The sequence below is a fragment of the Affinundibacterium seohonense genome (genome assembly GCF_014284305.1).
Lineage (GTDB): Bacteria > Pseudomonadota > Gammaproteobacteria > Burkholderiales > Burkholderiaceae_D > Undibacterium > Undibacterium seohonense.
Map to the genome: position 1 here is coordinate 64,011 of NZ_JACOFW010000019.1, position 12,679 is coordinate 76,689.

The 12,679-nt window shown below is 44.1% G+C and carries 13 protein-coding genes; 7 read left to right on the forward strand and 6 right to left on the reverse strand.

Features of this window, described 5'->3' with window-relative positions; genetic code table 11:
- Positions 1 to 80: 80 nt before the first annotated feature.
- Positions 81 to 506 carry a nucleoside-diphosphate kinase gene (gene ndk / locus H8K52_RS15370; RefSeq protein WP_186889323.1) on the reverse strand — a complete coding sequence of 142 codons (426 nt, stop codon included), beginning with the start codon at positions 504 to 506 and terminating at the stop codon, positions 81 to 83.
- A gap of 305 nt (positions 507 to 811) precedes the next feature.
- On the opposite strand from ndk, the gene dbpA reads away from it, so the two are divergent.
- From dbpA to H8K52_RS15405, 7 genes are all read left to right on the forward strand, one after another.
- Complete coding sequence (gene dbpA, locus H8K52_RS15375; protein WP_186923796.1) at positions 812 to 2,197, forward strand: ATP-dependent RNA helicase DbpA; 1,386 nt, start codon at positions 812 to 814, stop codon at positions 2,195 to 2,197.
- 61 nt (positions 2,198 to 2,258) lie between these two features.
- Positions 2,259 to 2,894, forward strand: a complete 636-nt coding sequence (locus H8K52_RS15380; protein ID WP_186923797.1) for a response regulator — start codon at positions 2,259 to 2,261, stop codon at positions 2,892 to 2,894.
- Between the two features lie 180 nt (positions 2,895 to 3,074).
- Entirely contained in the window at positions 3,075 to 3,488 is a 414-nt protein-coding gene (locus H8K52_RS15385) for a response regulator (RefSeq protein WP_222613801.1), read from the forward strand.
- A gap of 141 nt (positions 3,489 to 3,629) precedes the next feature.
- A complete protein-coding gene (locus H8K52_RS15390; protein WP_186923827.1) occupies positions 3,630 to 4,442 on the forward strand; it encodes a helix-turn-helix domain-containing protein in 813 nt (270 codons plus the stop codon).
- Between the two features lie 52 nt (positions 4,443 to 4,494).
- Complete coding sequence (locus tag H8K52_RS15395) at positions 4,495 to 5,334, forward strand: universal stress protein (protein WP_186923799.1); 840 nt, start codon at positions 4,495 to 4,497, stop codon at positions 5,332 to 5,334.
- A gap of 268 nt (positions 5,335 to 5,602) precedes the next feature.
- Positions 5,603 to 7,564, forward strand: a complete 1,962-nt coding sequence (locus H8K52_RS15400) for an MASE3 domain-containing protein (RefSeq protein WP_186923800.1) — start codon at positions 5,603 to 5,605, stop codon at positions 7,562 to 7,564.
- A gap of 136 nt (positions 7,565 to 7,700) precedes the next feature.
- On the forward strand, positions 7,701 to 8,039 hold the full coding sequence (locus H8K52_RS15405) for a flagellar basal body rod C-terminal domain-containing protein (RefSeq protein WP_186923801.1): 339 nt from the start codon (positions 7,701 to 7,703) through the stop codon (positions 8,037 to 8,039).
- 17 nt (positions 8,040 to 8,056) lie between these two features.
- Here H8K52_RS15405 and H8K52_RS15410 read toward each other — a convergent pair whose 3' ends face one another.
- The 5 genes from H8K52_RS15410 to ccoG all read right to left on the reverse strand — a co-directional run bounded on the left by H8K52_RS15410 (position 8,057) and on the right by ccoG (position 12,662).
- A complete protein-coding gene (locus tag H8K52_RS15410; RefSeq protein ID WP_186923802.1) occupies positions 8,057 to 8,884 on the reverse strand; it encodes a sulfite exporter TauE/SafE family protein in 828 nt (275 codons plus the stop codon).
- Between the two features lie 8 nt (positions 8,885 to 8,892).
- The gene (gene hemN / locus H8K52_RS15415; protein WP_186923803.1) at positions 8,893 to 10,305 is read right to left on the reverse strand and encodes an oxygen-independent coproporphyrinogen III oxidase; all 1,413 of its coding nucleotides are present in this window, start codon (positions 10,303 to 10,305) and stop codon (positions 8,893 to 8,895) included.
- Between the two features lie 5 nt (positions 10,306 to 10,310).
- Positions 10,311 to 10,568, reverse strand: a complete 258-nt coding sequence (locus H8K52_RS15420; protein ID WP_186923804.1) for a hypothetical protein — start codon at positions 10,566 to 10,568, stop codon at positions 10,311 to 10,313.
- Between the two features lie 114 nt (positions 10,569 to 10,682).
- A complete protein-coding gene (locus H8K52_RS15425; protein ID WP_186923805.1) occupies positions 10,683 to 11,240 on the reverse strand; it encodes a FixH family protein in 558 nt (185 codons plus the stop codon).
- A 9-nt stretch (positions 11,241 to 11,249) separates the two neighbouring features.
- Entirely contained in the window at positions 11,250 to 12,662 is a 1,413-nt protein-coding gene (gene ccoG, locus H8K52_RS15430) for a cytochrome c oxidase accessory protein CcoG (RefSeq protein ID WP_186923806.1), read from the reverse strand.
- Positions 12,663 to 12,679 lie beyond the last annotated feature (17 nt).

The window sequence follows — 12,679 nt, forward strand, 5'->3', positions numbered from 1 at the left end:
CGCAGATAAATTTTTCTCGCGCCTGAGGCTAGCGCCCCAGTTAAAACGAATAATTACAAATACATTTACTTCAGTACAGATTAACGTGAATACACGTTCAATGCTGGGAAGAAGTAAGCGATTTCATTGGCAGCTGTTTCAGCAGCATCAGAACCATGAACTGCGTTTGCATCGATAGATTCAGCGAAATCAGCGCGGATTGTGCCTTTTTCTGCTTTCTTAGGATCCGTTGCGCCCATCAAATCACGATTTGTCAAAATCGCGTTTTCGCCTTCTAATACTTGTACGAAAACTGGACCAGAGATCATGAAATCGACCAAATCTTTGAAGAATGGACGTGCAGCGTGCACAGCGTAGAAACCTTCTGCTTCAGCACGGGACAATTGTGTCAAGCGAGCTGCAACAACTTTCAAGCCAGCGCCTTCAAAGCGACTTACGATTTGACCGATAACGTTTTTTGCAACTGCGTCAGGTTTGATGATTGATAATGTACGTTCGATAGCCATCTAAAAACTCCAATAAAAAGAAAGGGTTAAGACAAAATTTCAAGAATTCATCTAACCTTAGATTTTAGCACGAAACCACTTCAGCTAGGAAACATGTCTAATTTCTATTTCCATGAATTTTTTCTTAAAAGTGCAGAACAGCTGTCAGTACATTGCCAATACAAACACGAAAGTAATCAAGAAAACAATCAATTGACACGAAAATTTTAATTGAAGCCACTCTAGAGTACCGCAGACATGGTACAGACTAACGGCAACTGTTAGACTTCGCTCTTCGTCCAGCATTCAGAAAAATGAGCAATCACATGACGCAAACTGCAAAACGCTTTTCCGATCTACCACTGAGCCCCGCTTTGATCAGCAATCTCGAAAGTTTGGCATATGTAGAAATGACAGAAATTCAAGCAAGCAGCATCCCTGTCATGCTGGAACATCGCGATTTAATTGCGCAAGCAAAAACCGGCAGCGGCAAAACAGCGGCCTTTGGAATCGGCATTTTAAGCAAGTTAAATCCCAGTTATTTTGCCACGCAGGCACTGGTAGTTTGTCCGACGCGAGAATTGGCAGATCAGGTATCCAATGAGTTACGCCGCTTAGCACGCGCCACACCCAACGTAAAAATACTGACTTTGTGCGGAGGTGCTCCCATGCGTCCGCAAATCGCCTCGCTAGAGCATGGTGCACACATTGTGGTTGGCACCCCGGGTCGCTTACTCGACCACATAGGTCGAAGCAGCATCAATCTCGCAACGGTGCAGACCTTAGTACTTGACGAAGCCGATCGTATGGTCGACATGGGCTTTTTTGAAGACATCGTCGGCATCGTTGCAGCCTGTTCCCCACGCCGCCAGACACTACTATTTTCCGCAACGTATCCAAATGACATGCGTCATGCCACGTCTAGTTTTCTCCGTGACCCAGTTGAAGTCAAAGTCGAAAGCCAACACGCCAGTCAACAAATTGAACAATTTTTCTTCGAAGTTAGCGCTGACAACAGAAACGCAGCTGTCAGCCAATTGCTCTTCCATTATCAGCCAATTTCGACAATCGCATTTTGCAACACCAAAATTCATTGCGATGAACTCGCCGAAGAATTACAACAGCAAGGCATCACCGCCCTCGCCCTACATGGCGACATGGAGCAACGAGATCGCGACGAAATTTTGGTGCTATTTGCCAATCAAAGTTGCTCGGTACTCGTTGCCACTGATGTAGCAGCACGTGGCATCGACATTCAATCTCTGGGGGCAGTGATTAACGTTGACGTCTCAAAAGATACGGAAGTACATATTCATCGTATAGGCCGAACCGGTCGCGCGGGCGAACGTGGTTTAGCGTTGACGCTTGCTGCGCCAAATGAAAAAAAATGGGTACGTCTGATTGAAGAATATCAAAACCAAAGTGTAAGCTGGAAATTTTTAAGCGAGCTAAGCCTCAATCGAACAGAGTTAATCGCACCGAAAATCAGCATTTGCATTGCCGGCGGCAAAAAGGATAAATTACGCCCCGGCGATATTCTTGGCGCGTTAACAGGCGATGTTGGTGTTAGCAAAAATCAAGTTGGGAAAATTAATGTCTTTGAATTCATGTCCTACGTCGCAGTCGATCGCGATATCGCCGAACAGGTCTTAAACAAGCTTGGTCGCTGCAATATTAAAGGCCGACAATTTAAAATTCGCGAAATTACCTAAACACAAGATTGAATCAAAATTACCCTCGAAGTATTGACCAGACATACAAAGATCTTACGTTATGACACGAATTTTAATTGCAGACGATCACACCATCATGCGCGAAGGATTAAAGCGTATCTTAGAGGGCATAGACGATATTCAGGTGATCGGCGAAGCAATCGATGGCCACGACACCATCACTAAAGTACGATCAGAGGAGTTTGATGTATTGCTGTTAGATCTATCGATGCCGGGTCGCAGCGGCGTGGACTTAATCCACCAGATCAAAGAGGAATTTCCAAAGCTGCCGATTTTAATTCTCACGATGCATGAGGAAGAACAATACGCAGTACGCGCTATCCGGGCTGGTGCGAACGGTTATCTGACTAAAGAAAGTGCCGGAACTCAGTTGGTTACTGCGCTCAGAAAAGTTGCATCAGGTCGACCATATATCAGCATGGAGGTCGCCGAGCAATTAGCGATGTCAGCAATGCCTTCTGCGAACAACGACCAAACCCACAGTGCACTTTCTGATCGCGAATTTGAAGTCTTTTGCCATCTAGCCAAAGGCAAATCGATTACCGAAATTGGGGAAATGCTGCATCTAAGTGTGAAAACGGTCAGTACTCACAAAACACGAATTATGCAAAAAATGGCGCTGCAATCGATCTCCGAGTTAGTGCAATACGCGATGACTCATCACTTACTCAAATGACCCGCTGTGCAACGTACCGTACATTGCACCATGGGGGATAAGTCGATAAATCCCCCTTCTCTATCCCCCTTCCAAATATTTGCCGGCTAGGAATATTCCTACAATCCCTTGGCAAAGTCCCACACTGTAAATCAGCGAACACTGATATAAATCAAACGTCAACTTCTCCATAATGGACACATGCAAATAACGCTAGTCCATTCAAAGAATACACGTGCCATGAATTTGTTTATCGTCGAAGATTCTCTTTTAATTCAAAATCGCTTAGTGCGATTTATTGAAGAGTTGCCAGATGTCAGCATCGTTGGCATTAGCCCCGACATCGGGAGCGCCTACGAAAAAATTCTTAATGCGCATGCAGATGCCATGATTCTTGACATTCAGCTCAGTGACGGCAATGGCTTAGTCTTACTAAAAAAAATCAAAAATACCCATCCTGAAATTCGTGTAGTTGTCTTGACCAATCACTCGAGTGAAGCAAATCGTATGCAAGCACTCAGAGCTGGGGCTGACAGCTTTCTCGACAAGTCCACAGATTTTGAACAGATACCCAACCTTCTGCATCGATGGCAAGGTACTGGGACAGCTCATTGATCTAGAAATCATCAGCAACGACATTCGCAACACGCAAAAAAATCCAAGTTAAACAGCATTCAAATTCAATATAAAAGAGAGTCAATCATGTCGAATTTATCTACACTTTCTCAGCCAAACCGCTTTGTTGACATTAATACGATGCCTGATAATGCATGGCGCCAACAAGGCAGTCTGTGGTCTAACTTGCGCCAGGTTTGCGACTTATTAGCGATTCCAGCGCCAGTCAGCGCGGATGAAGAGGACACCTTGTTTCAACATGTAAGATTCAAAGCTGGCCAGCGCATACACCGCATTGGTCAGTCATTCGACACTCTTTACATCGTCAATTCTGGTTTCTTAAAAACTGTCCACATCGACGAATATGGCAACGAACAAGTGTTGAGCTTCCCCATGAAAGGCGATTTACTTGGTATCGATGGCATTCATAAGCAACATTATGCTTCCGAAGCCATCGCGTTGAGTGATTGCGACATGATTTTACTGCCATACAAAACTTTTACCGCATTAGGGCGTATCCATGTCGAATTGGAACAAGCGATGTTTAGTGTAATGAGTCGCGAAATAGTACGTGAGCAACTCATGATCAGCATGCTCAGTGCCCTGAGTGCAGAAGCAAAAGTCGCTCGTTTCCTGACAAATTTAGGAGAACGCTTCAATCAAATGGGCTATTCTGGTCGCAGCTTTAATTTACGTATGACACGTCAGGAAATTGGTAGCTACTTAGGTTTGACTTTGGAAACAGTCAGTCGTACCTTATCTGCGCTGAATGAATTAGGTATGATTTCAGTAGAACAACGTGAAATTAATTTAATCGATCCGGTCGCACTAAAAACACTACGCCGCTTACCACCAGCGAAAGCACGCATTAAAGTAGCAGAGAAAGTCACGGCGTTAGTCAATAAAAATCTACTGCCTCAATGGAATGGCGAATTGGCGGCAGCACTTAATTAACACTCTCGAACTCAAAATCAATTTGTAGCAGCTAATTAACGTGGGATTGCATATGACTTACAAGACCATCTTGGTACATATAGACGAATCCAAAGACGCTATCAAACGTACCCATGTAGCACACCAGATTGCCAGCATGTTTGATGCGCATATAACGGGAGTCGCCCTCACTGGAATCTCACGCTATATTTTTGAGAGTACAGATCTTGGTGTTGGCGATCCCAATATCATGCTGCACTTAGGGGCATTACGTGAACGAGCCGAAAAAGCCATCACGCAATTTAAGCAAGTCAGTGCGGGTCTTGGTATCACCACCACTGAATCCTTAATCGCCAATGATGAAGCAAACGGCGGACTTGGCTTACGGGCACGGTACTCAGATCTCATTGTGATAGGTCAAACCAACCGAAATGAACCTTCGCCTTCGGTACTTTCGGATTTTCCAGAGTTCATGATCGTCAACTCAGGTCGCCCCGTACTCGTGATACCACATCATTGCGTATCGACTAGCTTTGCGGAGCGATGTGTAATTGCTTGGGATGGCAGTCGTGAGGCCGCAAGAGCTGTGACTGATGCGTTGCCTCTACTTAAACAGAGTCAGTTCGTCCATGTTTCCATCATCAATCCAAGCAAACATTCTGAAGCGCATGGTGAGGAACCCGGTGCAGATATTGCCTTATTTTTGGCACGACATGGCGTCAAAGTCGAGATCGCGGCACGCTTTAGTAATCACGACACTGGCAAATCGCTGCTCGCCACGTGCCAAGAATTGAATGCCGATTTATTGATTATGGGTGGCTATGCACACTCACGATTCCGTGAAATGATCTTAGGCGGCACGACCCGGACTATCCTAGAAACGATGGACATCCCAGTACTCTTGTCGCATTGATGACAATATGGCGTTGTCATCAAGTACAACTCTAGGCGAAAAGGCACTTTGACATTGGCATAATCTCAAGCTCTAAACCGACACGCCCTAAGCCCGATTGACATCGGGCTTTTTTACAAATAAAGCTGCTATTTGATTCGATCGTATTGAAGTATGATGTCCCCCTTGAATATTTGTACTTGGTCGTTACCAGCATCACTAGGCTAATCACGACTTCACCTTCGCCAATATCGATTCAAAATTCGCTTACAAATCAAACTCATTGCACATGAAAAAACTCATCCCCAATGAACTACAAGGCATTACCTTTTTGAGCCTTGTGCTATTTTTAATTTCCAGCTATTTGTGGTCGCAGCAAGCATGGCTTGCACAAATAAAAATCCCCAATGCCTTGACCATACATACGGGACTAGAAACAGCCACCATCATTATTTTCACGTCCGTCTTTATCGTTTGTTGGAACGCGTTCGGCAACTTACGCAAACGTAGCAGTTTGATTCTAGCTGTGACCTTTTTGAGCGCCTCGACGTTTGGATTCTTTCATGCCATTTCATTTCAAGGTATGCCAGGTTTTCTGACTGCAGTTGACATGCATAAATCACTAAGCTTTTGGCTACTATCACGCTTTCTGATCAGCTTTACCTTGCTAGGTTTAGTACTACAAAACCGTGATATCGATGTTTCTGACAAGATCTCAACAATTAGTATTTGCCTCGGCCTATTTTTTACATTAGCTGTCACCACTATCATATTTAACTATCCTGAAGTCTTACCAACCACTTACCTCAAAGATAGTGGCCAGACCAACTTCAAAATTCAATGTGAAATAATTTTAGTTGCCACCAATTCCGTCACGGCTTTGCTGTTTTATCGTCAAATCATTTCAACTGACAACCTCAGTATCGAAGGACATCTCAAGATTAAAAGAAGTCTGCTATTTTTTGCAGCAGTAATGATGGCGATTTCGGAAATTTACTTTTCCTTATATCGTTTTCCTGATGAGATCTTCGTCGCCATTGGTCATGGATTTCAATTGTTCGCGGCACTGGCGATTTATCGTGGCATGGTTGGGATTAATATTCATGCCCCCTATTCCAGCCTAATTCAAAGTACGCAAGATCTACAATTAGCTGCAGATGAGCTTCGCATCCACAAAGAAAGATTAACAGGCGTCATTGAAACCGCCATGGATGGCATTCTTACGATCAATGATCAACACGAAATTATTCTGGCAAATCCTGCTGCCGCAAATATTTTTGGCTATGCAGTCAATGATCTGATGGGTGCTTCCATCGACATCGTTATCCCGATGAGGCACCGTCATGTGCATAGTGCACATGTGAATCAATTTGGCGAACGTGGAAAAACCAAACGCAAAATGGGAGGTAGCTTTGATGACTATTATGTGACGGGTCTGCACGCCAATGGCAGCGAATTTCCCATCGAAGCATCAATCTCCAGTTTGATCGAAAATGATAAACGCTTCTTCACCGTCATTTTTCGCGATATCAGCGAACGAAAAGCCGCCAAAGAAAAAATGGCGCAGTATCATTCTGAGCTGACGCAATTATCCTCGGCCTTACAGAGCATACGCGAGGAAGAACGCAAACATATTGCCCGCGAATTACATGACGACCTAGGACAACTGTTAGCTGCATTACGAATGGATTTATCTCTATTGCAACGCGATCAGACTATGACAGAAAAGTCGAGATTAACGGTATCTAGCATCGATCAACTACTACTCACGTCGATTACGACATTGCGCCGAATTGCCACTGACCTTCGCCCTCGCGCATTAGATGAGGGCGGGCTGTTCTTTGCTCTGCAGACATTACAAAAAGAGTTTTCGCAAAGGCATGGTGTGCACTGCGATTTGATTGCCGATGAAGAGCAATTGATTTTAGATGACGAGCGCAGTACCGCGATTTTCCGCATTATTCAAGAATCATTGACGAATGTCGCACGCCACGCCAAAGCCAATCATGTCGATATTCACTTTGATCGTACACACGACGCTCTTACTTTTGCGATTCAAGACGATGGCAGGGGAATTGAAGAAGGTGCAATGAACAAAACCCGCTCTTTTGGCTTAGTTGGCATGCGTGAACGCGTCAAAGCCATGCGCGGTGAGTTTCAGGTTCACAGCGAGGTTGGTAAGGGAACGCAAATTCAAATTTGTATCCCCTTAAATTCTGAGAATGCAAATTCGCCCATGAGTACAAAATAGTTGCATTCGTATTGAAATCCGTCTTGAGTCGTATTGAGGATTTAAGTTTCAAGCTAAAATTTCTGGCAGTCAGTCGAAAATCAAGCTATCCTGAAACTGCCTCGCGCATTTCATCTATCTTTAAGGAGTCGACATCATGGCCATTTCCAGTCTTGCTATTGGTATTTCTGGTATGAAGGCTTATCAAGGCGCTTTAGATAGCACCGCGAATAACGTTGCCAATGCACTCACCAAAGGCTACCAAACACAAGTTGCTAGTTTTCAAGAAAACCCCAATGGCGGTGTTCGTGTGAATATCAGCCAAGCTGCGCAGGAACTTGCTGGGCAAACAAACAATGTAAATGAATTTAGCAGTACCGACTTAGCCACTGAATTGACCAATAACCTGCAATATAAAGCCGGTTTTGAATTTTCCGCGAAATTGGTTAAAACAGCCGATGAAATTCTAGCCACTCTGCTAAAACTACGGGAATAAAGCAAATCATCTGCACACTAATAAGTTGGTGTAATGCATAAAAAATCTGGCATATTTTTCATATCAAAATAAAACAGACCTAATAATCCCAAACTTATCAGTAGTACAGCAAAGACAAGTTGCAGAACAAACATCATCCCATGTTGCTTTAATTGACGTGACATCGCCTGTGCAATCAATAGATGTGGCAATGCCGCCAAGCCAAACAAAAGCATTAATACCGCGCCTGACCAAGCAGCGCCTGAAAGCAGTGCAAATGGCGCAATCGCATACGAAAGGCCGCAAGGCAATCCACCCCAAACCAATCCCATTAGGTAGGGATGCATTGCAGGTTTGTGGCCAAACCGCATAAGTCCACCATAGGCTTTAGTGAATTTTTCGCTGATAAAACGCGGAAAAAGCGAGCCGACAGGAAAACCCGAAAGTCGTACTCCTAGGAAAACTAAAGCCACATTCCCTAAAATAAAGAGAACCCGCGTCACGGGTAAGTCTGCCTTCCACTGCAAGCTAGCAGCCCCCAGACCACCAAAAAAAGCACCGATTAGCATATAGGTCGAAAGCCGTCCGCCATGTAATTTGAGCTGATAGACGATAGTTTGCCTACGGATTTGAAGCTTCTTGTGGATGGCCCCAGAAGTATCTTGAACTGGCTGTATAGGAATCACTTTTGCAGTAGATAATCCATCTGCATTGGCGAGTCCAACGTCGTTGGACGTCACGGGGGTAAGTTTGTAGCTGGATAAACTAGTAAGAATGCTTGCGATTCCACCACACATTCCCACGCAGTGAAAGCCGCCGATCAAACCAGCAGAAATAGCGGCCAACATCAGCGGGAGCGTCAACATCAGTGTACTTAAATCAGTTTAGAGTATTTAGCTGCACTTTGACGCGACAAATACTGGTCAAAAACCATACTAAACGCTCGCACAAACATCCGCCCTTTGGATGTCACACTGACTTCTGAACTACCGACAGCAACCAAGCCTTCATCGGCGAAATTCTGTATTCTCGATAACTCGTCCTGAAAATACTCAGCAAAATCAATTTGAAATTTTTCTTCAATCTCAGGAATGTTAAGGGCTGCACTACACATTAAATCCATAATGATTTCACGTCGCAATAAATCATCAGTAGTTAAATGAAAACCTTTTTCCACTGGCATTCGACCAGCGTCGAGGGCGGCATAATATTCATCTAAAGTACGTAAATTTTGCACGTAAGATGCGCCAACCTTACCGATCGATGACAGACCTAACGCGATCAAATCACAATCTGCTCGTGTCGTGTATCCTTGAAAATTCCTATGAAGCGACTTATCTTTCACAGCCAGCGCCAGGCTATCGTCTGGTTTCGCGAAATGATCTAAACCGATATAGACATAGCCCTCGGCCAGAAGGCGTCGCAATGACATTAGGAAAATTTGTAACCGTAATTCTGCTGATGGCAAATCAGCCTCATTAATCCGACGTTGCGGCTTAAAACGGGTCGGGAGATGCGCATAATTGTACAAAGCAATGCGGGCAGGTGCTAAAGCAATAACCTGGTCAAGCGTACGAGAAAAGCTTTCCAAATTTTGTTTTGGCAGACCATAAATCAAATCAAAATTTATTGATTGGAATCCAACTTTCCGACTTTGATGAATACACTCTTCAACCATCTCAAATGGTTGAATACGGTGAACAGCAAGCTGAACTTGCTCATCAAAATCCTGAACACCCAAACTAGTCCGGTTAAATCCTAGTTCGGCTAATAACTGCAGTGTTTCCTTGGTCACAGTACGCGGATCAATTTCAATCGAAATTTCAGCATCTTCCGCAAATTCAAAATTCTCACGCAGCATCGCCATCAAGCCACGCATTTCATCCGGACTTAAAAAGGTTGGCGTACCGCCACCCAAATGCAACTGAGAAATGATCTCTCTAGCACTCAAATGCCGTTTCACTAGTGCTAGCTCTTTAGCAAGATAATCCAAGTAGATCGCAGACTTAGATCTATCCTTCGTGATCACCTTATTGCATGCGCAGTAATAGCAGAGTGAAGCACAAAATGGAATGTGAATATACAGCGACAGTGGCGGTTTATTTGTCGAAGAATTTCTTTCCTGCAAATACTGGAGATATGAGGCTTCAGTAAATTCCGCGTGAAATCGATCAGCGGTAGGATAAGATGTATAGCGCGGTCCTAAAGTGTCAAATTTTCGAATCAACTCCTCTGAGATCTCTAAATTATCTTTAACGATAGTTTCTGGTGTGGTGCTCAATGCCATTGTATTTACCGAATTTTTTGTAAGAGTAAAGCCGTCAGCCAGCTAGAAAAAATACCGAGAACCCAAAACATTAGAAATCCGATGGTGTAAGCGCCAAGCATATGCACTTGCAAACGCTCATCTAACACAATCAATTCCATGGGATCGATCAGACTGAAAAATACGCCTGTGCCAACACAAGCCATAAGAAACGCCGGCCAAAGCACAACCATTAACATGGAGCGCATGGAGATTTCTTCTTGCTGCGGTTTGTTCTGTTCCAAACTTCACCTCTCTATTTATTTTTTACATGAGAAAAGCCAACAACATTTGCACAAGCATATAACAATTCCAAATAGGCACTAGACAAACCACGTGCCTACATTACCAAACCAAGTCTATCGCCCTGGCGTAATTTGCAGATTTTTTTCAAGTGGGTTGAGCCAATCACCTGTGAGTCGCCATTCATTTGTTTCGAGCTTTACGTGCAAGATGTGGATAGCACCAGTATGAATCGCCGTTTCGAACTTAGGATCTTTCACGAGATCTGCTTGGTACTTCCCCGCACTTATCAATTTCAACGGTATGCGTCGCACCACTTCTTCGACAGCACCGTCAATCGCTCCCGAACTAGCCAGACTAATCTGTACAAGCTCCGGTAGTGCTTGCTTTGAAGTCAGCTGCATTACAATTTTTTTATTCGCAAGATCCAACTGAAGATTCGCATTCAAGCCTAATTCTAGGGCTTTGGCGTCTCGTTGCAAGTTAGTATTAATCATTAAACCTTGACGATAATAATCTTTCGCAACTACCTGATCAGCACCACGAAATGCAATAAATCCGGTGAACAAACTGGCACAAACGACCAACAAAGGCCCACCAATGACTAAAAGTAACCACGGTTCTTTGTACCAAACATCTTTTTTAATTGCATGAGTCAAAATTGCAGAGTTCATATTCTTCCTTTATCTTGGCACAATAAATACCGCTTTTTCTGTGACAGTGACTTTACTATTTTCCCCATCGGTTACGACAAAACGCAAGCGATTCGAACCGATCGGCGCAGCACCTGCAGGTATCCGAACTCGCACCGGAAACACATGGCTAGTCGCGGCCTTAATCATCACCTCGGTCTCATTCACAATCACAGCACCTGGAATCCCTTTTACTGAGATTTGATAAGTTCTATCAGTCTCCAGCGTATTCATGATTTGCAGACGATAAACATTTTCAATCGCACCAATCTCAGTAATTTTTGGCATCGCACGATCTCGGATAACGTCTACCTTCAGCGGCACCCGATACACGAGTGAAATGCCGGCGGCTAAAATGATGAGCCCGAGAATCGCGCCATAAATCAAAGTACGCAATCGGAATACGTGTTTCCACATTGCCTCCTTCGTCATTTTTTCATTCAAAGCGTGCTCCGTGGTATAGCGAATCAATCCCCGCTCATACCCCATTTTATCCATCACTTGATCGCAGCCATCGATACAGGCACCGCAAGCGATACATTCATATTGGAGTCCATTGCGAATATCGATTCCAGTCGGACAGACCTGAACGCATATTCCGCAATCAATACATGACCCTAAGCCTTGAGCTTGATAGTCAATTTTTTTAGTACGTGCACCGCGTGGTTCACCGCGATCCGTGTCGTAAGTCACAATCAAAGTATCTTTATCAAACATCGCACTTTGAAAGCGAGCATATGGGCACATATATTTGCAAACTTGCTCACGCATAAATCCGGCGTTGCCGTAAGTTGCAAATGCATAAAACAAGAACCAGAAAGTTTCCCATGGTCCAAGCGACATGGTTGACAATTCTTCGGCCAAACTATGAATCGGCGTAAAATAACCAACGAAAGTAAATCCGGTCCACAAGGCAATAGCCAGCCAGATCAAATGCTTGGTTGTTTTTAAACGGAATTTTGTGAGGGACATCGGCGAATTATCAAGCCTGACGCGCGCACTTCTATCGCCCTCAATTTTGGCTTCAACCCACATAAATATCTCTGTATAAACCGTTTGTGGGCAGGCATATCCACAAAACAAGCGTCCGGCAATCGCCGTAAACAAAAACAAAGATAGAGCCGAAATCACCAAAAGCACGGCAAGGTAAATAAAATCTTGCGGCCACAAGACCAAACCAAAAATGTAAAACTTACGGTTGACCAGATCAAACAGTACGGCTTGCCTGTCATTCCAGGTCAACCACGCAGAACCGTAAAATAAAATTTGCGTAAAAAATACCAATGCCCAGCGCCAAGACTGAAACCAGCCTTTTTGGGTACGCGGATAGATTTTTTTCCGCTCTTCAAATAGTGCCATTTCAGCTTCATCGACTGGCACTGGGATAATTGGAATTTTCTTCATATACGACGTTAATACCC

Excerpts from the sequence above, each read along its gene's own strand:
- ndk (WP_186889323.1), bottom strand. The coding sequence starts at position 506 with ATGGCTATCGAACGTACATTATCAATCATCAAACCTGACGCAGTTGCA.
- dbpA (WP_186923796.1), top strand. The coding sequence starts at position 812 with ATGACGCAAACTGCAAAACGCTTTTCCGATCTACCACTGAGCCCCGCT.
- H8K52_RS15380 (WP_186923797.1), top strand. The coding sequence starts at position 2,259 with ATGACACGAATTTTAATTGCAGACGATCACACCATCATGCGCGAAGGA.
- H8K52_RS15385 (WP_222613801.1), top strand. The coding sequence starts at position 3,075 with ATGCAAATAACGCTAGTCCATTCAAAGAATACACGTGCCATGAATTTG.
- H8K52_RS15390 (WP_186923827.1), top strand. The coding sequence starts at position 3,630 with ATGCCTGATAATGCATGGCGCCAACAAGGCAGTCTGTGGTCTAACTTG.
- H8K52_RS15395 (WP_186923799.1), top strand. The coding sequence starts at position 4,495 with ATGACTTACAAGACCATCTTGGTACATATAGACGAATCCAAAGACGCT.
- H8K52_RS15400 (WP_186923800.1), top strand. The coding sequence starts at position 5,603 with ATGAAAAAACTCATCCCCAATGAACTACAAGGCATTACCTTTTTGAGC.
- H8K52_RS15405 (WP_186923801.1), top strand. The coding sequence starts at position 7,701 with ATGGCCATTTCCAGTCTTGCTATTGGTATTTCTGGTATGAAGGCTTAT.
- H8K52_RS15410 (WP_186923802.1), bottom strand. The coding sequence starts at position 8,884 with ATGTTGACGCTCCCGCTGATGTTGGCCGCTATTTCTGCTGGTTTGATC.
- hemN (WP_186923803.1), bottom strand. The coding sequence starts at position 10,305 with ATGGCATTGAGCACCACACCAGAAACTATCGTTAAAGATAATTTAGAG.
- H8K52_RS15425 (WP_186923805.1), bottom strand. The coding sequence starts at position 11,240 with ATGAACTCTGCAATTTTGACTCATGCAATTAAAAAAGATGTTTGGTAC.
- ccoG (WP_186923806.1), bottom strand. The coding sequence starts at position 12,662 with ATGAAGAAAATTCCAATTATCCCAGTGCCAGTCGATGAAGCTGAAATG.